At 29.6% G+C, this 24,961-nt stretch carries 24 protein-coding genes and 3 tRNA genes; all 27 read right to left on the bottom strand.

Going from position 1 to position 24,961, the window contains the following annotated elements; genetic code table 11:
- Positions 1-59: 59 nt before the first annotated feature.
- The gene (gene spoIID, locus IC219_RS13200; RefSeq protein ID WP_227434543.1) at positions 60-1,124 is read right to left on the bottom strand and encodes a stage II sporulation protein D; all 1,065 of its coding nucleotides are present in this window, start codon (positions 1,122-1,124) and stop codon (positions 60-62) included.
- A gap of 86 nt (positions 1,125-1,210) precedes the next feature.
- Positions 1,211-2,464 (bottom strand): UDP-N-acetylglucosamine 1-carboxyvinyltransferase, encoded by a 1,254-nt coding sequence (gene murA, locus IC219_RS13195; protein ID WP_227434542.1) that lies wholly within the window; start codon positions 2,462-2,464, stop codon positions 1,211-1,213.
- A gap of 20 nt (positions 2,465-2,484) precedes the next feature.
- Entirely contained in the window at positions 2,485-3,222 is a 738-nt protein-coding gene (locus tag IC219_RS13190) for a YwmB family TATA-box binding protein (RefSeq protein WP_227483563.1), read from the bottom strand.
- Positions 3,223-3,307: 85 nt separating this feature from the next.
- Positions 3,308-3,952 carry a 4Fe-4S binding protein gene (locus IC219_RS13185; RefSeq protein ID WP_413926948.1) on the bottom strand — a complete coding sequence of 215 codons (645 nt, stop codon included), beginning with the start codon at positions 3,950-3,952 and terminating at the stop codon, positions 3,308-3,310.
- A 75-nt stretch (positions 3,953-4,027) separates the two neighbouring features.
- Positions 4,028-4,177: a hypothetical protein gene (locus tag IC219_RS22035; RefSeq protein ID WP_413926947.1), complete on the bottom strand. Its 150-nt coding sequence runs from the start codon at positions 4,175-4,177 to the stop codon at positions 4,028-4,030.
- Between the two features lie 185 nt (positions 4,178-4,362).
- Positions 4,363-5,664, bottom strand: coding sequence for a rhodanese-like domain-containing protein (locus tag IC219_RS13180; protein ID WP_227831459.1), 1,302 nt, complete (start codon positions 5,662-5,664; stop codon positions 4,363-4,365).
- A gap of 43 nt (positions 5,665-5,707) precedes the next feature.
- Complete coding sequence (locus IC219_RS13175) at positions 5,708-6,448, bottom strand: rhodanese-like domain-containing protein (RefSeq protein WP_227434538.1); 741 nt, start codon at positions 6,446-6,448, stop codon at positions 5,708-5,710.
- Between the two features lie 135 nt (positions 6,449-6,583).
- Positions 6,584-7,621 (bottom strand): ABC transporter ATP-binding protein, encoded by a 1,038-nt coding sequence (locus tag IC219_RS13170; protein ID WP_227434537.1) that lies wholly within the window; start codon positions 7,619-7,621, stop codon positions 6,584-6,586.
- Between the two features lie 20 nt (positions 7,622-7,641).
- Positions 7,642-8,436 (bottom strand): ABC transporter permease, encoded by a 795-nt coding sequence (locus IC219_RS13165; RefSeq protein WP_227483567.1) that lies wholly within the window; start codon positions 8,434-8,436, stop codon positions 7,642-7,644.
- 8 nt (positions 8,437-8,444) lie between these two features.
- Positions 8,445-9,320 carry an ABC transporter permease subunit gene (locus IC219_RS13160; RefSeq protein WP_227434535.1) on the bottom strand — a complete coding sequence of 292 codons (876 nt, stop codon included), beginning with the start codon at positions 9,318-9,320 and terminating at the stop codon, positions 8,445-8,447.
- Complete coding sequence (locus tag IC219_RS13155) at positions 9,310-10,527, bottom strand: ABC transporter substrate-binding protein (RefSeq protein WP_227434534.1); 1,218 nt, start codon at positions 10,525-10,527, stop codon at positions 9,310-9,312. Before IC219_RS13155 ends, IC219_RS13160 begins: the two co-directional genes overlap by 11 nt.
- Before the next feature lie 23 nt (positions 10,528-10,550).
- Positions 10,551-11,132 carry a CDP-alcohol phosphatidyltransferase family protein gene (locus IC219_RS13150; RefSeq protein ID WP_227434533.1) on the bottom strand — a complete coding sequence of 194 codons (582 nt, stop codon included), beginning with the start codon at positions 11,130-11,132 and terminating at the stop codon, positions 10,551-10,553.
- A gap of 43 nt (positions 11,133-11,175) precedes the next feature.
- The gene (locus IC219_RS13145; protein ID WP_227853333.1) at positions 11,176-12,252 is read right to left on the bottom strand and encodes a (Fe-S)-binding protein; all 1,077 of its coding nucleotides are present in this window, start codon (positions 12,250-12,252) and stop codon (positions 11,176-11,178) included.
- A 186-nt stretch (positions 12,253-12,438) separates the two neighbouring features.
- A complete protein-coding gene (glmS, locus tag IC219_RS13140) occupies positions 12,439-14,271 on the bottom strand; it encodes a glutamine--fructose-6-phosphate transaminase (isomerizing) (RefSeq protein ID WP_227434532.1) in 1,833 nt (610 codons plus the stop codon).
- Positions 14,272-14,538: 267 nt separating this feature from the next.
- Positions 14,539-15,885 (bottom strand): phosphoglucosamine mutase, encoded by a 1,347-nt coding sequence (gene glmM / locus IC219_RS13135; RefSeq protein WP_227483570.1) that lies wholly within the window; start codon positions 15,883-15,885, stop codon positions 14,539-14,541.
- Positions 15,886-16,055: 170 nt separating this feature from the next.
- Complete coding sequence (locus IC219_RS13130) at positions 16,056-16,613, bottom strand: 2-oxoacid:acceptor oxidoreductase family protein (RefSeq protein ID WP_227434530.1); 558 nt, start codon at positions 16,611-16,613, stop codon at positions 16,056-16,058.
- Positions 16,614-17,366 (bottom strand): thiamine pyrophosphate-dependent enzyme, encoded by a 753-nt coding sequence (locus IC219_RS13125; RefSeq protein ID WP_003420710.1) that lies wholly within the window; start codon positions 17,364-17,366, stop codon positions 16,614-16,616. It abuts the gene before it with no gap.
- Complete coding sequence (locus IC219_RS13120; RefSeq protein ID WP_227434529.1) at positions 17,366-18,445, bottom strand: 3-methyl-2-oxobutanoate dehydrogenase subunit VorB; 1,080 nt, start codon at positions 18,443-18,445, stop codon at positions 17,366-17,368. Before IC219_RS13120 ends, IC219_RS13125 begins: the two co-directional genes overlap by 1 nt.
- Positions 18,446-18,474: 29 nt before the next feature.
- Positions 18,475-18,690, bottom strand: a complete 216-nt coding sequence (locus IC219_RS13115) for a 4Fe-4S binding protein (RefSeq protein WP_227434528.1) — start codon at positions 18,688-18,690, stop codon at positions 18,475-18,477.
- Between the two features lie 42 nt (positions 18,691-18,732).
- Complete coding sequence (locus IC219_RS13110) at positions 18,733-19,410, bottom strand: ATP-binding protein (RefSeq protein WP_227434527.1); 678 nt, start codon at positions 19,408-19,410, stop codon at positions 18,733-18,735.
- Positions 19,400-20,479, bottom strand: coding sequence for a butyrate kinase (gene buk / locus IC219_RS13105; protein ID WP_227434526.1), 1,080 nt, complete (start codon positions 20,477-20,479; stop codon positions 19,400-19,402). Before buk ends, IC219_RS13110 begins: the two co-directional genes overlap by 11 nt.
- A 21-nt stretch (positions 20,480-20,500) precedes the next feature.
- Entirely contained in the window at positions 20,501-21,403 is a 903-nt protein-coding gene (gene ptb, locus IC219_RS13100) for a phosphate butyryltransferase (RefSeq protein WP_227434525.1), read from the bottom strand.
- A 303-nt stretch (positions 21,404-21,706) separates the two neighbouring features.
- Positions 21,707-22,891: a CdaR family protein gene (locus tag IC219_RS13095; RefSeq protein ID WP_227831460.1), complete on the bottom strand. Its 1,185-nt coding sequence runs from the start codon at positions 22,889-22,891 to the stop codon at positions 21,707-21,709.
- Positions 22,888-23,727 carry a diadenylate cyclase CdaA gene (gene cdaA / locus IC219_RS13090; RefSeq protein ID WP_227434523.1) on the bottom strand — a complete coding sequence of 280 codons (840 nt, stop codon included), beginning with the start codon at positions 23,725-23,727 and terminating at the stop codon, positions 22,888-22,890. Before cdaA ends, IC219_RS13095 begins: the two co-directional genes overlap by 4 nt.
- 941 nt (positions 23,728-24,668) lie before the next feature.
- Positions 24,669-24,742 (bottom strand) — tRNA-Arg (locus IC219_RS13085).
- Between the two features lie 9 nt (positions 24,743-24,751).
- Positions 24,752-24,826, bottom strand: a tRNA-Gly gene (locus tag IC219_RS13080).
- A gap of 10 nt (positions 24,827-24,836) precedes the next feature.
- Positions 24,837-24,913, bottom strand: a tRNA-Asp gene (locus tag IC219_RS13075).
- Between the last annotated feature and the right edge of the window lie 48 nt (positions 24,914-24,961).

Below are 24,961 nucleotides of genomic sequence, written 5' to 3'. Positions count from 1 at the left end.
CCTCCAAATATATTTCTACATTTGGATTATTGACGTGTTTTTGGTATTTTATACAATTATTAGTATATATCTTTTATTTTTGTATCAGTATAGTAATGTGATAATATATCATAGTATTTATAGCCTTCTTCTGCCATACCTTCAGCTCCCCATTGGCTCATACCAACTCCATGACCATATCCTTTTACTACAAAATCTATGTATCCTTCTCCAAATTTTATATCAAAGTTTGCAGAATTTAAGTTAAAAACAGTCCTCACATCTTTTCCTGTGACTTCTTTGTTTCCTAATTTTATTTTTTCTACAGTTCCAGCATCGCTTCTTTCAGTTATTGCAACTTGTTTACTCAAATTATTTACATCTATCACAATGCTACTATAAGACTTTCTAAGGCTCTTAACAAAATCTGTGTTGCTTATTTTAAGTGTTGATGCAAATTTGGGAGAATACTTATCATATGGGCTTTCTACAGATTTTAAATAAGGATATTTTGATGAAAATACCTCTTCACTATTCTCTGTTTTCCCTGATGAGGTAGAGAAATAAAGAGGAAGTATAGCCTTATCATTGTAAGTTATTATCTGCCCCTTAGTGCCTTTAACTGCGTTTTTAATTTTAGAATACTTATTTTTAATCCATTCTTCACCATTCAACTTTTTAAGAGTCGCATAACTCTTGTATTCTTGACAGTGTTTATAATCAGTACATACCACTGCATTTTTATGTTTACTTGATTTCCCATGTTCTTGCTTATATACTACATACGTTCTAGCTGCTACAGCTTGGGCTTTTAAGGCCTCTATATCAAAATCCGAGGACATCTCACCAGCTAGTACTCCACATAAATAGTTTTCCATGTCCATTTTTTCAACTTTACCTGACATGTGATTATAGACATTTATAACTGGTGTTTTTTTGTCTACAGTTTCATAGTTTACTACCTTTTTATCTTCTTTCTTACCTTCATTTTTAATATCATTTTTTTTAATGGTTTTGTTTATGGAAACTACTTTCTCTGGTTTTTCAGTTAGCTCCACATTTTTGTAAGAAACTAAAGTTATCAATGAAGGGACTAACACAGAGCAAGTTACAAATCCTAACAAAACAACTAATGGGTTCTTCATATACTCTCCTCCTTAGCTTTTAAAACCTTGTATTTAAGTATATGAACAACCCTATCAATTTATAACTTACTTATCTAAACCGATTATTAATCTTCTACTATTTTGATTTGACCACCTAATGCTGTTATCTTTTTATCTATATCAACATAACCTCTTTGAATATGGTATATTTCTCCTATTTGAGTTTCTCCTTCTGCTATAAGACCGCATAAAATAAGCGCTGCTCCTGCTCTTAAATCAGTAGCATTCACTGCTGCACCGTGTAATTCATCTACTCCATTAACAACCGCACTTCTTCCGTCTATTTTTATATTAGCACCCATTCTATTGAATTCAGCAACATGCATAAATCTATTTTCAAAAACAGTTTCTATAACTACACCAGTTCCATTAGCTACAGTAAGCATAGCCATAAATTGAGCTTGCACATCTGTAGGAAACCCTGGATGTGGTAAAGTCTTTATGTCTATTGGCTTTAATACCTTTGGACCTACTACTCTAACAGAATTGTCCATCTCTGTAATTTCACAACCAGCTTCTCTTAATTTAGCTACAACTGGCTTTAAATGCTCCATTAAAACATTTTCAACTGTTATATCACCTTTTGTCATAGCTGCTGCAACCATATAAGTTGCTGCTTCTATTCTGTCTGGAATTACATTATGTTCTGCTCCTTTTAACTCCTTAACACCTTTTATCTTTATAGTGTTAGTACCTGCACCTTTAACATCTGCTCCCATTTCATTTAAGAAATTAGCTAAGTCAACTATTTCTGGTTCTTCTGCTGCATTTTCTATTATTGTAGTTCCTTCTGCTAAAGAAGCTGCCATCATTATATTTTCAGTAGCTCCAACAGATGGGAAATCTAAATACAATTTATTTCCTACTAATTTTTCTGTTGCTGCTTCAACAAAACCGTGGTCCATTTCTATTTTTGCACCTAAAGCTTTAAATCCTTTTAAATGTAAATCTATAGGTCTCGTTCCTATAGCACATCCTCCTGGCATAGAAATTTTTGTACTATTAAATCTAGCAAGTAATGGTCCCATAACCAAAAAAGAAGCTCTCATCTTTCTTACAAGCTCATATGGAGCTTCACAAGTTCTTATATTACTTGCGTCAACAGTAAGTGTATTTTCTTTATATTCAACTTCTGCTCCTACATGTCTTAATAAATCTGATATAACATGAACATCTCTTAAATTTGGAACTCCATTTAAAGTTGATTTCCCGTTTGCTAATAAAGTTGCTGCTATTATTGGTAAAACTGCGTTTTTTGCGCCATCTATTTTAACACTACCTTTAAGTGGATTACTCTTTTTTACTATTATCTTAGCCATATTTTCTGATCTCCTCATAATTAATAATCTAATTTTATAATTGGTGTGGCAATATATATGAGTGTTTTTCCATCGTCCTCATTATATTTAATTCCTATATTTAAATTGATTTTTTCCCCTAAATATTCTAAATCATCATCATTTAATACTTTACTATATGCTGTTATAGATAAAAAGTTTACGTCTTTCACTTTATCTATTTGCTTAGCACTCATATTATATAATATTTTTTGTAAAATATCATCATATTTGTGGTTTTGTAACCTTTTTGTGTATTCTCCAACAATACAAGCAGATACATCTACTTGAGATGAATATTTATTTAACACGTTTTCTACACTACTATAAATATCCTCTTTATGTTTATATACTTTGTTGTCCAATATGTCAACTATTATGTAGCTTTCTTTATTATTTTTATTTATTCCTTTTATAGAAATTTCTTTATCGCTATCTTTTATAGTAGCATATAATTGTATTTCATCGCCATACCCTTTTTGGTTCCAATTTATTCCTTTTTCATCTAACTTTAGATTGTTAATTATTTCTAGAAAAATATTATGTAATTCTTTATTTGATAAATTGTAATTTATAACAGAATTAATTTTTATATTATAATATTTAAAATCGGCTTCTGAAGTTTCAAGAGCACTAATTAATTTATTATATCTAGTATTTATATTTGCATCTGCATAAGATATTGTCATGCCTATAGCCATTAACATAAAAAAACTTACAACTAATTTTATTATCTTCATAATAAAAATCCCCCTTAAATTTGTTTTTCTCTATAACAGAATTATTAACAAATTTAAGAGAGATATACTTTATCAATATGTATTTTTATGCATTTTGTAATTTTATATTAAATAAATGTTTTTCAAACTCTTCGATTCCAATTCTCTCTAATACTTTACTTATTCTTTCTCCTGGACTTGCTAATTGTTTATATGTATAAAATACATCTTGCACTAATTCTTCTATATTATCCTCTGTATACAAATTACTAAGTCTATCTCCAAATCTATAGCCTCTTCCCATTCTACCACCAAGATAAACAGCTAGTCCTTTTTTATCAACTTCCATAGCTCCAAATGGACATGCTTGAGCACACTTTCCACAATTTACACATTCTTCTTTATTCCACACTAATTTCTTATCTTCCATATAAACTGATTTTTGTCTACAAGATGATGTACACAATCCACAATTTTTACATTTATCTTCATTAAATTTTACGTATACTTGACCTACTATACCCACATCATTAGTATTTGCTTTTGCACAGTTATTTGGACATCCAACTAGTGTAATTTTAGTTTTAGATGGTAAATCATATCCAAAATATGAATCATGTAACTTTCCACATAATTCTTGTGTATCATATATTCCATGTTGACATACAGTACCTTTGCATGCAACTAATGGTCTTACTTTTTTACCCGTACCACCATGCTTTAGCCCTACAGCTTTTAAATCTTCCTTCATTAAATCTATATCTTCATACTTTATCCATGGTATTTCAACAGCTAATCTAGTAGTAACACCTAAATAACCTCTACCCTATTTTTCAGATAACTTTGATAAGTTGATAAGCTGTTCTGCTGTAAAGTTTCCCGCTCTACTCAATATTCTTATTGAGAAATACCCTTCTTGGCTTTGGGCTAATATACCTTCAGCTTTTAACCTTGCTTTTTCATCTTTACTAATCATATTTCACACCTCATAATATATAATTTTATAATTCTATATTGCTAATAATATGTTTAAATAAGTGCACATCCATATAAGCATATTCTAACTATGTTTATATTTTAAAACATAACAAAAGTATATTCAACTTAATAAACTGAATATACCTTCATTTTAAACAATTATATTATATTTTTTACAAAATTCTATTTTGAATCTCCTGTTTCAATTGGATTTGAATCATCAAGACTCCATCCCATCCATCCATCACTATAGAGAGAAGTATTTTCAAATCCCATAACATTTGCATATGTTAATACCTCTGCAGCACGCCATCCACTGCCACACATAAATGCAAGTTGTTTATTAGTATCTATATTTTCTTTATCCCACATTGCCAATATTTCATATTGATTTCTCATTGTGTTATCTATATTACGATACTCTTCTAGTGATACACTGTCACTACCTGCATGACCATATAAGGCTCCTGGTATACGACCTTTTTTATCATAATAGCTATATCCAGATATTTTACCTATATGTTCATCCCAAGAACGATTGTCCACTAATGTAAATTTATTTTTATCTCTTAGTTTTTGCTTTAATTCTGGTATACTAACAATTAGTTGTGGATTAGCTGGTATATTTGCTCCAAAAGTAGTACATGAACTTTTTGGATTGCTAGTTAACTCCAGCTCATATCCTTCTGATAACCATGAGTTTATTCCACCATTCAAAACTCTTACATCTCTTACTCCTATATATCGTAATATAATAGCAATTCTATAAGAAGCCATAGATGCGCTACTTGAAACTATCACAGTATCATCTTTTGTAAATCCATAGTCTAAAGCAAATTTGGCCAAATTATCATTGTTAGTAAGCATCCATGTTGGAGGAGGTTCTATAATATCAGTATTTATATGAACACTTGTAGGTATATGCCCTTTTGCATAAGATTCTTTTTCTTCTCCCCAACTTGCTTCAATCATTTTTATATTCTTAGAATATTCAAATGTCTCTGGAATTTTTCCATCCAAGATATCTTTTATTATGGAAGCAGGTACTATCATTTGATAATTTTTATATCTTTCCATTGGAAGATTTTCATTATTTGCCCATTGTTTAATATCATATTTATATAGATTTTTATATCCTTTTTTAGATAAGTAAGTAGCTACAAGTAAAGCATCTTTTCCATTAGCATCATATAGTACTATATTTTTATCTAAATCAATACCTTTTGTTTTTAGTGCTTGTTCTAATACTTTGTCTTTTTTATCTGAGTCTACATATAACCAATTCGCAGAAAAATCTACTGCTCCTCTTATATGCCCACCTCTTTTTACTCCATCTAATTTCCAGCCATTATATGCATCATTTAAACGAGTATCAACTATAACCCAAGATTCATCTTGTACTTTCTCTTTCAAATCTTCTGTAGAAATTGATTTAACATTAGCACAAAAACCTTCTTCTATTTCTTCTCTTAATTTCTTCGACATAATTTGTACTCCGATTTCTAATCAATCTTTTATTATTTTAAATCTATTTAACTAAATCAAAATCATATTCATCCACACCATCAACTGAATTATATACTTTTGTAAATCCATTCTCTGAAAGTATTTTAGCTGCTTGCCCACTTCTATTTCCAGTTCTACAGTATAAGATTATATCCTTATTTTTATCAAGTTCTCCCATTTTCTTTTCTGTGTCTTCTAATGGTATATTGATAGCCTCTTTTAAATGTCCAGTTTCAAATTCTTTTGACTTTCTAGCATCTATTACTATAGAATCTTTATTTTCGCTTATTAACTTTAACATTTCAGGCGCAGTTATATCATTATATGTAACTAATTCATAATCAAAATCTTTCACACCTTCTACATTATAAACATCTTTAAATCCATTTTTTACTAATATTTCAGCAGCTTTTGCACTTTTTTTACCTGAGTTACAATACGCTAATATAGTTTTATCCTTATATCCTTCTAAAGCACTTAATTTATCTTCTAAATCATCTACTGATATATTTATACCATTTATAATATGACCTTTAGCATAGTCCTCTGCACCTCTTACATCTAATATCAATAATTCTTTATTTTTCTTCATCATTTTTACAGCCTCTTCACCTGTGGCTTCTTTATAACTAGCCTTATCTTGACTTTGAGAAGATTCTTTTGGTTTTTCTGATTCTTTAGAATCACAACCAACTACACTCCCTAATGTTAATACTAAAGTTAAACCAATAGCTAAAACTTTAAATCTTTTACTAAATTTCATAAAATTACCCTCCAAATATTAAAAATATTCCCTTTTTTGATATAAAATCTTATTTTATTATAGTATTCGAATTCATTATAACAAAATTAAAATATATTTGATACTTATTTACTTGTTTACAGCCATAGTTTTTTTCTATAGTTCAACAGGAAAGAATAGAATTTTTCTTTGTTCCATAAACACATCTACCTTTTCATTTATTTCATATAAATTATTGTTGCTACTAGCTTTTAATACCGTTCCATCAATATCTACATCATAGTAAACTTTATCTCCTGCATATCTTTTTTTTAATATAGACCCTTGTCTTCCTACATCATTATCAATCGTTTTTAGGATTATACTTTCTTTTGGTATCATTAACTCTACATTATCTATATTTATATTTTTATATTTATCTAATTTAATAGAAATTATATCATTTACAAATTCTCCATTTCTTATATTTCCGATTAAATAATTTTTTTCTCCAAATATATTTGCAACTTCTTTACTTTTGGGATTTTCATAAAGATTATCAGGTGTGTCGAATTGTTTAACCTCACCATTTAACATAACTGCTATTCTATCACTCATCATTAACGCTTCTTCTTTGTCATGTGTTACTAATATCGTTGTTATCTTTAGATGTTTTTGTAATCCTAATACAAATTCCCTCATTTCATTGCGTAAATTAATATCTAAATTTGAAAATGGCTCATCTAATAACAGTACCTTTGGATTTATTGCTAAAGACCTTGCTATTGCAACACGTTGTTGTTGTCCTCCTGAGAGTTCGTTTGGATATTTATTTTCATATCCTTTTAACTTAACTAAATTTATAAGCTCGTTTACTTTACTTTTTCTTATATTCTTATTTATTTTTTTCATTTTAAGACCAAATTCTATATTTTCATATAAAGTCATATGTGGAAATAATAAATAATCTTGAAAAACTATTACAGTATCTCTTTTTCCTATAGGTATATCTAATACTGATTCATTATTTAAAAGTATATCTCCGCAATCAGGATGTAAAATACCAGCAATTAATTTTAGAGTAGTACTTTTTCCACAACCTGATGGACCTAAAAGAGAAACTATTTCTCCTTCTTTTATATCTAAATTCATATTGTTTAAAACTTTGATTTTGTTAAAACTCTTACATAAATTTATAAGTTTAACTGATGACAATTATTACACCTCCAATCATACTAAAATAGCCTTGTATTTTGAATATGCTTATAGTTCTTTTTTACATTGTATTCTATTATTATCAAGATAAATAAACTTATTATTAAAAAGAGCATACTATACAAAGATGCGATTGTCCTGTCTCCACTTTGTATATATGGAAACATAATCATTGGATAAGTTATGACACTACCTCCGCCTATAAGAAGAGTCAAAAAATATTGACTAAAGGATATTATGAAAGACATACTTGATGCACCCAATATCCCTGGCAAAATCAAAGGGAAAGTTACATATCTAAATGTATTAAATCTACTTGCTCCAAGTACTTTCGCTTGTATTTCTAAATTATCACCTATTAATTTATAAACATCTGTTATTATTCGAACTGAATATGGTATACATGGAAGTATATTTATAATAATTACTCCCAAAATATTATTGGCCAGACCTATTCTAATAAATGCTATATGTATGCCCATAGCAACAGATATTAGTGGAATTATAATTGGAGACAATATCAGTAACTCACAAAACCTTTTTCCTTTAAAATCGTATAGTGCTAACGCTTTAGATGCTGGTATACTTAATAAAATAGTAACTAAGACTACAGTTATTGATATTATAATACTTCTCAAAATGATATTCAGATTATTTATATCCAAAATATATCTAAATCCTCTTAATGAAAATTCCTTAGGTAAAAGATTTGGAAATGGCCATGTATTTACAACTCCCCATATTGACAATAATATTATAGGAGCTATAATAACTACAAACATGATATTAAGAATTATATTAAATTTTTTACTCATAGATACTCCTATACATTATATTTTGATATTTTATTAAAAAATCTATCATAAATTATTAATAGTATAAAACTTATTCCAGATAATACAACATTGATACACATTGAGATTGGTCTTTGCATTAAATCTGAACTAGAATAACTCAGATATGCTTGAACTGGTAATGCTTTTGGAGTTGATGCACCTATTAAAAAAGGTACTTCAAAAGAACCAAATGAAAAGGCAAAAATTATTATAAATGAAGAAATTATTGTAGGCATAGCAAGCGGCAACACTATATATCTAAACGTTTGAAGTTTACTTGCACCTAAATTTATAGACACTTGTTGTAGATTATCATTTATATTTTTCAATATATTATAAACCATTAGTGTTATATATGGTATTCCTTTCCACAAATAAACTGAAATTATCCCTATTCCATTTTTATCAGAAACCATTGGTATAAATTCAGATGAATCCTTTATTATATTGAAAAAATAAAATACTCTTGAAACTATACCTGTTTGAGAAAATATTATAAATACCAATAATACAGCTATTATATGTGGAACTACTAGCGGAACATTTAGAATCATATATCTAACTTTAGAAAATTTATTTTGAGACATTATATATGCTAAAAGTATACCTATAATAATAGCCAAAATTGATGACACTAAAGAAATCTTCAAACTAAAGATAAGAGATTCTAAAAAATTAGAATCTCTAAAAATTTCTCTATAATAATTTAATGTAATTTGCTCAAGACCAATCTGAGGAAAAAATCCTAGACTTTGTGAGATGCAATTTATAATTCCTACACCCATTATAAGTATCAGGATGATAGATACAGGTGCTATTAATAAATATGGAATTATTTTATCATTAATTATTTTACTTTTCACTTTCTAGTACCTCTTTAGTCCATATTTTTTCTATTATTGGAACTATTCCCGCTTTTAATTCTGGAACTGAATTTTTTAATACTATAGTTTCACTAAATTTCTTAACATCTTCACCTGGAATCTTCTTCATATCTAAAACAGATGTATCTCCCCAATTTTTAGTTTCTGTCTTAGAGGATTGTGCATCTATACTCATCAAAAAATCTATTAACACTATTGCACCTTCTTTATTTTGAGAATTATCTGGTATAGCAACAAAATGTGTGTTACTTATATTTCCTTTTTCAAATTCTATTGCTTTTGTAGATTTGCTAAACTCTCCACTTTCTATCCTTCCTAATAATACATTGGGAGCATAAGTCATTGTAAAATAGGTTTCATTATCTGAATACATATTATCTAACTGAGAAGATGTCGCAGGATAAGTTTTACCTTTATTCCATAAGTATGGTTTTATTTCTTTAAGATACTCCATAGCGGGTTGTATGACTTGTTTTACTTTAGCTTCATCTTCTGGTAAATTTTTTACTTTATCATATCCTACTACATCATATATTATATTTCTGACAAATGCACTTCCTGTAAAATCTGGTGGGGCTGGATAGGTAAATTTTCCAGGATTAGATACAATTACTTTTTTTAGTGTTTTTGCATCAGTTATTTTTGTATTAATCTTAGATGTGTCTGTTACAACTGCAAATTGAGATTTACCCCAAGGAGCTTCCATCCCCTCTACCTTAACTCCAAAATCTGTAGTAATATCTTCAGAAGATGAATCAACATACTTTTCATAATTAGAAAGTTTCTCTACAAAAGGTCCAAATAGCAATTTATTCTCTTTTGCTGTTTTGAAGTTTTCTCCATTTATCCAAACCACATCTATAGTACCCTTAGCATTTCCAGCTTGTTTTTCTGACAATAGTTTATTAAGAATGTTTTCTATATCCATTCCTACTCTTTTTACAGTTATGTCATAGTCTTCTTTCATCTTTGGAATTACATAACTATCAAACCATTTATTCATTACTTCATTTCCACCATATCCATAAAAGTTAACTGTTGTACCTTTTGCAGATTTTAAAATCTCTTCATTGCTACTTTTTAATATATCTTTTTGAGGCTCTTCTTTTTTATCGTTATTTGAACACCCTATCAATCCAAATACAAGCCCTAAACATAATAATATTGTTAATATCCTCTTTTTCATTTTTTCCCCTCTCAAAAATTAATTTATAATATTTTTTTTGCTTCTAGTAGTCTTTGAACTGCTGTAAATAAAACGACTATAGAAAATAGATTTGCTATCGTTCCAATATAACTTTGAAATAAAATCATCAAAGTAAAAAGTATAAATCCCTCACTCCTTTCAGCTACACCAGCTTGATAATAAAATGATTTCATACCTTTTTTATCAGTTAAGGCCCCAACAGTTAAAAATATAGTCATTGACATAAGAATACTACTTAAAAGAATCATTAGATTTAACCTTACATCAATCATCTTCAAGCCAAATACTAAAATCATACTTATTTCTACTATTCTGTCAAAAGTAATATCCATTAATGTTCCAAATAAGGATGTTTTATTACTACTTCTCGCCATATCACCATCTACAGCATCTAGGTATCCTGAAACCCATAATGTAATTATTGCTAGCACTTTCATATCGAGATATATAAATAAAGACGTAGATATTCCAACTATAAGTGCTATTATTGTCACGTTATTTGGAGTTAATTTAAGTTTTAAAAAGAACTCTGCTCCTTTGATTATAAATGGCTCTACATATTTTCTTGCATGTGTATCTAACATATTATTTCCTTTCATTAGCTTATATACTTTTTATGGGAATTTATTAAGTTTCTATATTCATCTTCTTTGCTACTTCTATTCCTTTATACCTTGTACTCCATTTTTTAATAGATGATGTTTTTTTCTGGGTTAATTTATTTTTGTTTATAACATCAACATCAAAAATTAAATCTAATACATGTAGTACTTTTTTATCTGCCATTAACATAGACTCACAACAAGATTGACAGTATGAGATTACATAATCTGTTTTTTCATTATTTGCTCTATTTTTGGTCTGGTTTATAGCAACTTCATTATTAGTAACTCTTACCATACCTCCAGAGCCACAACACTCTGTGTTTTCTCTATTTTTTTCAAATTCAATTATTTTTATTCCCATAAAACCTAGTATATATCTGACTGATTCATGTATATTATGCTCATTTCTTATAGGGCATGGGTCATGTAATAAAAATTCCTGATTTAAATCATCATAATGATTTTTTAGATTTTCTGGAAGTCCATATTCTTTTATCACTTCCCATATTGAAGTCACTTTTATATCACTATTATTTCTTATAGTATTAAAACAATTTGGACAAGTTACGATTACTTCGTCTATATCATTTTCTCTAAATAGCTTGTCTATTTTAGAATAGTATTTATCAAATTTATTTGTATCTCCCATAGCTAAAGTTGGCTTGCCACAACATTCAAAAGCTAAGGATATATTTTCTATATGATTTTCTAAATATTTATATGTTGCTAATACTAAGTCACTACTATAGCTAGAAAGGCTACATCCTGGGAAAAAAATCTTTTTGGTGTTTTTTTTAATAAATTTTTTTGAGAATAATGAAGAGAAACTATTAGTTTGATGAAATTTTATTGTTCTATATCCTATATCATTTAATTCTTTTTGATTGCTATGAAATATTTCTTTCCTTACATCAAAAAACATTTCTTTTAAATCTATATCTTTTGGACACTCTACCTTGCATATTCCACATAACATGCAAGAATATGGTATATTTTTATTTATTGATTTATTTTGCAAAATGTCTATCATAAGTTCTCTTGGTGAGTCTCCAAATTCTTTCATCATAGGACATACCTTAAAACATTTTTTGCAATTTATACAATCATTGTTATTTTTTTCGATTTTTTTTAACGTCTCTAATTTTAACTTTACCTCTTTTATACAAATACACCTCCATATTGATTAATAGCTTTTTTCTATAATAAAAAACTCATTCTATAAAATTATAACAAATAGAATGAGTTTTTTCTAATAGATATTATCTATGCACTTTTTAATATATTTTTATTCAACTGTTACTGATTTAGCTAAGTTTCTTGGCTTATCTACATCACAACCTCTTAATACAGAAACATGATAAGCAAGTAATTGCATTGGTACAACTGCTAATATTGGTGATAAAATATCATCTGAGTTTGGTATATAAATTATTTTTTCAGCAGCTTTTTCAACGTCTTTATTATGACTTTGAGCAATTGCTACAACATAAGCTCCTCTTGCTCTTACTTCTTCCATATTAGAAACCATTTTTTCAAATAATTTTTCTTGAGTAGCTATAGCAATTACAGGAGTTCCTTTTTCTATTAATGCTATTGTTCCATGTTTTAATTCTCCTGCTGCAAAAGCTTCTGCATGTATATATGATATTTCTTTTAATTTTAATGAACCTTCCATTGCTAAACTATAGTCTATACCTCTTCCTAAATAGAAAGCATGGTCAGAGCTAACAACTGTTTTAGCAACTTCTTTTATATATTCTTCATTATCTAATATTTCTTGTATTTTTGATGGTATTTCTTTCATCTTAGTAATCATACCATCATAAAACTCTCTAGTTATTGTTCCTTTTTTAATAGCAAAATCTAAAGCTATCATATATAAAGAAGTTATTTGAGTTGTATATGCCTTAGTTGATGCAACTGCTACTTCAGGTCCTGCCCAAGTATAGAAAACATCATCTGATTCTCTTGCTATAGATGAACCTACAACATTAGTTATTGAAAGTATTCTTGCTCCTTTAGCTTTTGAATCTCTTAGTACTGCTAAAGTATCTGCTGTTTCACCAGATTGGCTAACTAATATTACTAATGAGTTTTCATCTACAAATGGGTCACTATATCTAAATTCTGATGCTATATCAGTTATTACTGGTATATTTACAAATTTTTCTATAGCATACTTACCAAGTAATCCAGCATTATATGCCGTTCCACAAGCTACTATATAAACTTTATTTATTTTATCTAAATCTTCTTTAGAAATATTTATACTATCTAAAATTATATTTCCATTATCATCAAGTCTTCTTTCTAGAGTTTCTCTAACTCCTGTTGGTTGCTCATGTATTTCTTTTGACATAAAGTAATCATATCCACCTTTAGATGCAGCTTCTACATCCCATGTTACATGGAATACTTCTTTTTCTACAACATTTCTATTAGAGTCATAAATTGTTACATTTTCATCTTTTAGGTGAACTATCTCTCCATTTTCTAAGAAATAAACATCTCTAGTATATTTTAATAAAGCAGGTATATCTGATGCTATAAAGTTTTCGCCTTCACCCACACCAACTACAAGAGGACTATCTTTTCTTACTGCAACTAATTCATTTCCATGTTCTTTACATATAACACCTAATGCATAAGCTCCTCTTAATTTTGATATAGTTTTATATACAGCGTCTAATAAGTTACCTTCATAGTATTTATCTACTAAATGTGCTATTACTTCTGTATCTGTTTGAGATTCAAATTTAACACCTTCAGAAATTAATTCTTCTTTGATTTCCATATAATTTTCTATTATCCCATTATGAACAACTGCTATTGTTTTAGCTTGATTAAAATGAGGATGTGAATTTACATCAGATGGTTCTCCATGAGTTGCCCATCTTGTATGTCCTATTCCCAAATTTCCATCAATAGGATTTTTTTCTAAATCTTCTGCAAGCACAGAAAGTCTACCTTTGAACTTTCTAATATTAAGTTCATCACAATTAGAACCATTAACTGCTACACCTGCTGAGTCATAACCTCTGTACTCTAGCTTAGAAAGCCCCTCTATGATAACTTCTGCTGCCTTTCTACTTCCTAAATATCCAACTATTCCACACATTATTTGTGTCCTCCTAAAAATATTATTTATATATTTTAAGAGTTAGGTCATATAAGTTTACTTTGGCTTCCCTTTGTCCATAGGATTACTCCTATTATTTAAAGAAGTCTTTCGATGGTAAACACACCGCAGAGCATCCGCCGACAATTCGATTAACTCTGACCTCGTCAACTTAGTTCCAATAATACTTAATTCTTGTGCCTATAACTAAGTTCTGGCGCTTAGAAAGGTGTCCTCAGGGTTTATATCTGAGAATACCCTTATAAATTACGATAATTTTTCTTGTATAAGATTAGCTAAATTTGTTGCTAATTCTTTTATTTGACCTTCCTCTTTACCCTCTAACATAACTCTAACTAATGGTTCAGTTCCTGATGGTCTTATTAAGACTCTACCATTTCCATCTAAAATAGATTCTATTCTTTCTATTTCAGCTTTTATTTCTGGATATTCCATATATTTGGTTTTATTTTCATTTTTTATTGTTGCATTCACTAGTACTTGTGGATATTGACTCATTATTGATGCAAGTTCTGATAAAGGTTTCTTTTCTTGCAATATTATATTTGCAAGTATTAAAGAACTAAGAACTCCATCTCCTGTAGTATTGTAATCTAAGAATATCATGTGTCCAGATTGTTCTCCACCAAGATTATATCCATTTTTAGCCATGTCTTCTAAAACATATCTATCTCCAACTGCTGTAGTAGATAATTTTATTCCATTTTCTTTTGCAGCTATTGTTAATCCTATATTACTCATAACTGTAACTACTAAAGTATCTTGTGCTAATTTATTATTTTTCTTTAAATTTAAAGCACTCAATATCATTATATGGTCTCCATCAACAATTTGACCCTCTTCATTTACTGCAATTAATCTATCAGCATCTCCATCATACGCAAGACCTAAGTCAGCATTATGTTCCAAAACAGCCTTTTGAAGTTGTTCTGGATGTGTAGAGCCACATTTATAATTTATATTGTTTCCATCTGGTGAACTATTTATTGAAATTACACTTGCTCCTAATTCATCAAATACTATTGGTGCTACTTTATACGATGCACCATTAGCACAGTCCAAAACCACTTTTAATCCTCTAAAGTCAGTGTTAATTATTGATTTTAAATAATCTACATAATCTCTTTGTGCATAATGCTCATGTAATCTTCGTCCTACATTTTCACCAACTGGCATACAATCTACTTTAGCCATGTCATCTATATATTCTTCTATCTTTAATTCTATTTCATCATCCAATTTATATCCATTCTTATTAAAGAATTTAATTCCATTATATTCAACAGGATTATGAGATGCAGATATAACCACACCACAATCAGCACCATATTTTCTAGTTAAATATGCAACTGCAGGGGTTGGTATTATTCCAACAGTAATAACATCACATCCAACAGACATAAGACCTGCTATTAAAGATGCCTCCAGCATATCTCCTGATATTCTAGTATCTTTACCTACTACTACTTTTACTCTATGGTCTCCTTGAGCTAAAACAAATCCACCAGCTCTACCAAGTCTATATGCTAAGTCACATGTTAATTCTGTATTTGCTATTCCTCTAACTCCATCTGTTCCAAAATACTTTCTCACTAAATATTCTCCTTTCATAATTGAAAAGCTTGTAATTTGTATTATATTTTTATAATTCATAAAATACTATTATATTCTTAATTTCAGTCATAAAAATATTTTAATACTTCTCAGCAAAAAAGACAATAGAAATAATTCTATTGTCTTTTTTTTGACATCTTTTTTCTTTATTAGTTAGTTGCTCCGCAACATGTAGCATCCATACCTTTTTGTAAAGCTGCTCTGTTTAATGGAACAAATTTTTCTTTTCTAGGTCCGAAAACTTTTTTAAATGCTTCTAATACAGACTCTATATCTACTGTATCAGCTACTTTTAAGTAAGCTCCTAGCATTATCATATTAGCAACTTTATCATTACCTAATTCAACAGCTAATTCATTTGCTGGGATATAATAAACATCTACATCTGTTCTTTCAACTTTTTCTTTTATTAAAGAGCTATTTACTATTATTTTTCCACCAGGTACAACATCATCTTTAAATTTTTCAAATGCTGGTATATTTAATAATATAGCTGCAGTTGCATCATTTGTTATAAGTGGAGAACCAACTGGTTCACTAGATACAGTTACTGCACAGTTTGCTGTACCTCCACGCATTTCTGGTCCATAAGATGGTAACCAAGAAACTTCTTTACCTTCTAACATTCCTGCATAAGTAAGTAATTGTCCCATAGACATAACACCTTGGCCTCCGAAGCCTGCACATATTACTCTAGCTGTAGACATTTACTTCACCTCCTCAACTTCAACATTTTTGAAATTTCCTAATGGATAGTATGGTATCATATTGTCTCTTAACCATTGTAAAGCATCATTTGGAGCTAGTCCCCAGTTTGTAGGACAAGTAGATAATACTTCTACTATTCCAAATCCTAATCCTGCTTGTTGAACTTGGAATGCTTTCTTTATAGCTTTTTTAGCTTGTCTAACATGAGCTGGAGTATCAACTGCTACTCTTTCTACAAATACAGCTCCTGTTAATGTAGCTAACATTTCACTTACTCTTATTGGATAACCTTGAGTTTCAGCATTTCTTCCTGATTGAGCAGTAGTAGCTCTTTGTCCAACTAATGTAGTTGGAGCCATTTGTCCACCAGTCATACCATATGTTGTATTGTTTACAAATATAGTAGTTATTTTTTCTCCTCTAGCAGCTGCATGAACTATTTCAGCAGTACCGATTGAAGCTAAGTCTCCATCACCTTGATAAGTGAATACTGTGTTTTCAGGATGAACTCTTTTTATTCCTGTAGCAGCAGCTGGTGCTCTACCATGAGCTGCTTCTTGAGTGTCACAGTTAAAATATTTATATCCTAAAACTGAACATCCAACTGGAACAACACCTACAGCATCACCTAATACTCCTAATTCTTCTAATACTTCACCAACTAATCTATGGATTATACCATGTGTACATCCTGGACAGTAGTGAGTTTGAGTATCTTGTAACCCTTCAGTTTTCTTAAATACAACAGCCATTATCTAGCACCTCCTGCAACCAATTCTCCGGCAATAATTTTTTTAGCTTTTTCAACTATTTCTGCTGGTGTTGGAGTCATTCCTCCTGGTCTTCCATGGAAGTAAACTGGTAATTTACCTTCTACTGCCATTTTTACATCTTCCACCATTTGTCCCATACTCATTTCAACAGTTAATATGTTTCTAGCACTAGGGATTTGATCAAATGCTTCAAATGGGAATGGCCATAATACTTTAGGTCTTATAAGACCTGCTTTTATTCCTTCTTCTCTTAATATATCAATTGCGCTTTTCACTATTCTTGAAGTAGTTCCATAAGCTGCAAATATAAATTCAGCGTCTTCTGTTTTGTACATTTCATATTGTACTTCATTTTTTTCCATTTCATTGAATTTAGCTTCTAAGTGCCAACAGTGATCTTCTAATACTTCTGGCTCTAAGTATAAAGAGTTTATTACATTAGGTACTCTTTTTCCTTTAGTTCCAACAGTTGCCCAATCTTTAGGAGGCAATTCTCTTTTCTTTTCAGGAGCTTTGAATTCAACTGGCTCCATCATTTGACCTATCATACCATCTGCAACTACCATAACAGGTGATCTGTAGTAATCTGCAACATCAAAAGCTTCCATTATCATGTCAACAGCTTCTTGAACTGTAGCTGGTGCGAATACTGGAGTTCTGTAGTCTCCATTTCCTCCACCTCTTGTAGACATAAAGTAGTCAGCTTGTGAAGGTTGTATACTTCCAAGTCCTGGACCACCTCTCATTACGTTAAGTACAACACAAGGAACTTCTGCTCCTACTGCATATGTTATACCTTCTTGTTTTAAAGCAACTCCTGGTGAAGATGAAGAAGTCATAACTCTTGCTCCTGCACCTGCTCCACCATAAACCATGTTTATCGCAGAAACTTCTGATTCAGCTTGAACGAACGCTCCACCTATTTTAGGTAACTCTCTTGATAAATATTCTGGTAATTCACTTTGTGGAGTTATTGGGTAACCGAAGAAATATTTGCAACCAGCTTCTATAGCTGCTTTTCCAAATGCTTCGTTACCTTTCATAAGTATCTTAGCCATTAAAATTCCCCCTTAAATATTAATTTAAATTAATCTCTTTCTACTGTTATAACTACATCTGGACACATAGTCGCACAACTTGCACATCCTATGCATTTTTCCATTTCAGAAACAGTTGCTGGGTTATACCCTTTTTTGTTTATTGTGTTTGAGTCTAATTGTATGATTTTTACTGGACATGCTTCAACACATAATCCACAACCTTTACAACGTTCTTGATTAAAAGATACTTTTCCTTTAGCCATTTACCTAAGCCTCCTTAAACTTTCTATATATTTGAGCTCAAACTACATCCAGTCTTCTCTCATATATAATTTTATTGGAAAAATTTCTCCTTCTAAATCTTTTGGTAATTGTTCAACAAGATTTTCTAAGCATGCAACATATCTTATAGGTATATTACACTCCTTAGAAACTTCTTCTGCAACTTTTTGACCTCTTAATACATCATCAATAGTAGTAAATCTAATAAGATGAGTATTATTAATTAGACCTGTTACCTTTAGTTTAGAAGATTTTTCTATTTCCTTTATATATTGGATAACTTCTTCAGAAGTTTGAGTTTTCTCCCTATTTGCATTTATTACAAAAAGCATGTCATAGTCGCCTTCTTTTAATAAATGACTAAATCTTCCTATAACTCTAGCACCTACATTATCTCCGCCTAAGTCTATAACAGAATTGTATGAATGATCAACCATAGGTGACATTACTTCTGCTGATACTGCTGGTAAATCTAATGTTGGAGCATTAATTGAACTATCTATTGGTTGTATACCTAAAGATTTCATTAACTCTTTCTTTTCTCTAGTTCTAAAGTATACATTCACCACATCCAAATCAGCTATAGCAACTTTGCCAGAAACCATATCTCTTAATTTAACAACATAGTTCATCGCAAATTCACTTTTACCACTTCCATAGTGACCTGTTATGATTCTTATTCTTTTATCATTAGTTATCATAAACTTGAGCCTCTTCTTCACCAATTAAAACTCTAAGTCCACCTTGAGCTAATGCAATCATTTCATCTTCACCTGGATAAACTTTTACATCTGCTATAAATTTAACTCTATCTGCAATCATATCTGTAAACATTTTTGAATATGCGATTCCACCAGTTAATAATATTGCTTTTACATCTCCCTTAAGAACTGCTGCATTAGCTCCTATTTCTTTAGAGATTTGATATGCCATAGCTTCATATACTAATTTAGCTTTTTCATCACCAGCTTCAATTCTTTCTTCAACTTCTCTAGCATCATTAGTATTTAAATATGCAACTAATCCACCATTACCTTTTATTTTCTTTTTAATTTCGTCTTGAGTGTATTCTCCACTGAAGCACATTTTCACTAATGCTCCTACTGGTAATCCACCACTTCTTTCTGGAGAGAAAGGACCTTCTCCATCTAATGCGTTTGCAACATCTACTATTCTACCATTTTTATGAGCTCCAACAGAAACTCCTCCACCCATATGTGCAACTATAAGATTTATATCTTCATATTTTGCGTTTATCTCTTTAGCAAATCTTCTTGCTATTGCCTTTTGATTTAAAGCATGTACTACACTTGCTCTACTTATTTCAGGCATACCAGAAATTCTAGCAACATCTTCTAGTTCATCCACAACAACTGGGTCTACTATGTATGAAGGAACATTAACTTCATCACCTATTTGTTTTGCTATTATACCACCTAAATTTGAAGCATGTTCTCCTAAAACTCCTACTTTTAAATCTTCTATCATAACATCACTTACTGAGTAAGTTCCACCTTTTATAGGCTTAAGAAGACCACCTCTACCTACTACAGCATCTAAGTCAGATGTTTTTACTCCACCCTCTTTTAATGCTTCTTCTATTACTTGTTTACGAAATTCAAATTGGTCTGAAACCTTCTCATACTTTCCTATTTCTTCAGAAGAGTGTCTTAGTGTCTTTTCAAATACTAAATCCTCATTATCAAATACAGCTATTTTAGTTGATGTCGAACCAGGATTTATTGTTAAGATTTTAAATATTTTGCTCATTTGCCTATTTCCCCCTTAAATTTAAGCCTTTGCTGCCATTAAAACGCCCAAGGCTATTGAGTTAAGCTTAGTTTCTTCACTATCTGCTCTAGAAGTTAATATTATTGGTGCTTTAGCTCCAACTATAACTCCTGCATTTTTTGATTTTGAGAAAAATACTAAAGCTTTGTATAATATATTGCCACCTTCGATATCTGGAGCCAATAATATATCAGCTCTTCCTGCTACAGGATGATCTATACCTTTATGTTTAGCTGCTTCTAAAGACACTGCATTATCTATTGCAAAAGGTCCACCAACCATACAACCTTTGATTTCTCCTCTTTCATACATTTCTTCAAGTTCTTTAGCTTCAACTGTATCTTTCATTTTTGGATTTACTTTTTCTTTTGCGCATATTGCAGCAACTTTTGGTTCGCTTATATCTAATGAATGTGCTACTGTGCAAGCATTTTCTATGATTTGCTTTTTAGTATTTGTATCAGGAGCTAAGTTCATAGCTGCATCAGTTACGAAAAATAATCTGTCATACCCCTCTACATCAAATACTGCTACGTGGCTTAATACATTACCAGTTCTAAGACCCACTTCTTTGTTTAAAACTGCTTTTAGTATTATTGATGTGTCTACTAAGCCTTTCATTACCATATCGGCTTTTCCTTGTGAAACTAATTCAACAGATTTTAGAGATGCTTCTGCTAAATCTTTTATATCTATTACTTCATAATTTTCGATATCCATGTCTATGCTTTTTGCAATTTCTTTAGTCTTTTCTATATCACCTATTAAAATGGCATTTGCTATTTTTTCTTTTCTAGCCATTTCAACTGCCATTAAAACTTCTTTATCTTGACAACATGCTACTGATATAGTTTTAGGTCCTCTTTCTTTTGCAAACTTAATTACTTCTTCAAAACTTCTCATGCATTTCCACCTCATCTTGAATTTTTTGAAATAGAACTTTTATATCTCAATTAAATTATAACTCGTTCAGCAACGTTTTCCTAGGGATAATTGAAATATTTAATTCAAAAATATTTATTTAAATCTATTTATCAGTCTTTTTTCATATATCTAACACTTTTTAGATTTAACAAATATCTCATTGTCCTTATTTTATAATATAACTAAAATAAACAAGATGCAACAAAAACATAAAATTAACAAACTTAATTTTATAGATTTTTTTGTCGCATCTTGTAACAACTAAATATTCAAAATATTTGTTCATTCCACTTCAACAATATTAGGTTCTATATTTATTTTTTTAAATTGATATGTTGTTTCATATTTTATTTTATATTTACCATTTTCAGTAGGTGCTTCTGATAAATCGATATATAACGAAATATCTTTTTTATTTAGCTTACTTAAATCTTCTGTTGATTCTACAACAACTTGAATATCTCCAGTAAAAATTATACTCGGATTGTCCATATTTGCTGGAATATTTCTTAACATAATATCTTCTGAACTATATACAAACTCAGCATTTAATTGTTTTGTTTCATTTAGTTTTATAGTTATAGAGCTATCATCAATAGTTATTCCTTCTGGAATCTCTAGACTCACTTCTTTTTCCTCTCCATTAGCTAAATCAACTAAATCAATAGGTTTTGTCTTAATATAATTTATTTTGTCTATACTTTCTTTTTTACCTTTTATGCTAACTTCATCTTTACTTAATTTATAATTTTTCAATGTATTATTATCTTGATTATTATCCTTTAAATCTACTCTTATTGGTACAGTTTTTTCTTTTAATAATTGTACACTTGCTGTTACAGAATTTGAACTTAGTGTCACACCTTCAACCTTAGTTCCATCACTATTTAAAGGTATTAAATCCAATTTTTTAGAGAAATCTTCTGTCTCATTACCTACATTTAGATTAGCTCTTATATTCTTAACTTCCTTAACTAGACTCATTGGACCCGATATATCGACATAATTTTTATTCAGTTCAATTTTATCTATATTTCTTTTAGAATTTCCACTTACTTCTACCTTTATATCTCTTTTTTCTTTTATATTTTTCTCAAGATTTACTATTAAAACGTCATGCTTAAATTCTAAAGTAACACCTTGAGGAATATTTGCTTTTAAATATACTTCCTTCTTACCTTGTATTGGGTCTTCAACAGTTCCATATACATGTATATCTTCTTTTTTAACTTTTTGTACCTTTGATAAACTACCTTTTATATACACATCTGCTGTTAATTTTTCGTCTGGATATATAACAAGATTTTTATCATTTAAATCACTCATATTACTTATAGATACAGGTATATCTTCAAACCCTCTAGTTTCTTCAGGGTCAACTACAGCCATGACATACATCCATAAAGCAATTGCACTTAAAAATGATATTATTTTTATTTTGGTATTATTTTTTAGTCTATTTATCATTTAAATATACCACCTTTGAAAAAACTTCTTGTTTCCGTATTCGTTTTTAGATTACTACGTAATATATTCATCATTCTTTCTCTAGAAATATCTCTATATAACTTACCAGCTTTAGCAATTGATACGCCTCCAGTTTCCTCTGATACGATTAGTGTTATACAGTCAGATACTTCACTTACACCTATTCCCGCTCTATGTCTAGTGCCTAAATCTTTACTTAAATCTTTACTCTCTGTCAACGGCAAGAAACATGCAGCTGCCTTTACCTTAGAATCTCTAATTACAACAGCGCCATCATGTAATGGTGTATTTGGTATAAATATATTTATCAATAATTGCCTAGAAATTTCAGCATCAATTATAGTTCCTGTATTTATTATATCACTTATTCTGGTTTCTCTCTCCATTATGATAAGAGCTCCTATTTTTTGTCTAGAAAGTGAATATAAAGCTTCTACAATCTCTTCTATAGTTCTATTAAGAGTTTCTTCTGAAGTATTTACATTTTTTCCAAATAAATTAAACTTTGCTCTTCCTATATGTTCAAGTCCTGCTCTAAATTCTGGCTGAAAAATTATAAGAGCTGCTATAACTCCATAATCCAGAGCCTTAAGAGATATCCAATAAACGGTATGCAATTTAAAAGTGTTACTAAGTTGAGTTGCTAGCAAAAGAAATATTATACCTTTAAATACTTGTTCTGCTCTTGTATCTTTTATAAACATAAATATTTTGTAAAAAATATATGCTACTATGGATATGTCAATTAAATCATATATACTCATTCTTAATATTATATTAAAAAATTCATTTAAAAAAGAATTTATATCTAACACAGTTTTATCCTCCTGTTCGATAACTTCTTAATTATTTACACTATGTATTATACTATATAAATCTAACTCTATACAAACTATTTAACTTTTGTGTAAATAATTCTATTTTTATAGATTGAGATTGTTAAATAATCTCTAAATACATTAAAAATATTGCTCATTAAATATATATTTTTTATTAAAGTTAAATCTAGTTTAAATAATTCAAATCATCAAGGCGCGAATACAAAATAGTACTCGCGCCTTGATGCAATTTTATACTATAAAATCTATTTCAAAATACATATTATTTTTCAATATATGTTTGCTACAATAAATTTAATAATCTATTTATTAATTATATAAAATTGTAACATTATTTCTATATTTCTATTAATATTATATTAGTAATATTATTTTTATCTTATACTAATAATTTACCTTATAAATAATTTATATCAAGTTCTATTAATATCTTATTATGTATCTTTTCTAGAAATTATCTTTTATTATAAAAATAATTAAAACAACTTATCTATTTCAAAGTCATAGATATATTACTTATAAGTATAACAATTCATTTAATACAATAATCTACAAGCACTATATTATCAAGTATTTAGAATCTCTAGTATTTCATAGTAGATTTCATCGTTCTTTTTCAGTATAAGAAATTAATTTATAAATTTAAATAGTATTCTAATATCTTAGTACTATAAAGTATACAGTATAATGTATATGAGCCTATTTACTAATTAATTAAATCTATGCAATAAATCTTTCTATAAACTTCTTGTAGACTATTATACATTACCATTAATATGATTACAATATTAATGAATATAATGTAACTCTTATATAATTTTATATTTATAAAGAAAAAGACACAGGTGACATGCATGTATCCTGTGTCTTTTTAAACAATATAAAAGTTTACTATAAATATAGTAAACTTTTCTTAATGAGCGCACAGGGATTCGAACCCCGGACACACGCCTTAGAAGGGCGTTGCTCTATCCAGCTGAGCTATGCACCCAAATCATTATGGAGCGGGAAACGAGATTCGAACTCGCGACTTCAACCTTGGCAAGGTTGCGCTCTACCACTGAACTATTCCCGCTTATTTAATTTGGCGACCTGGAAGGGGTTCGAACCCTCGACCTCCAGCGTGACAGGCTGGCATTCTAACCAACTGAACTACCAGGCCGCAAATGGTGGGACCAGCAGGGCTCGAACCTGCGACCCCCTGCTTGTA

It is taken from the genome of Clostridioides sp. ES-W-0018-02 (assembly GCF_020658175.1).
GTDB lineage: Bacteria > Bacillota > Clostridia > Peptostreptococcales > Peptostreptococcaceae > Clostridioides.
This window is presented reverse-complemented; position numbering and strand designations above follow the sequence as displayed.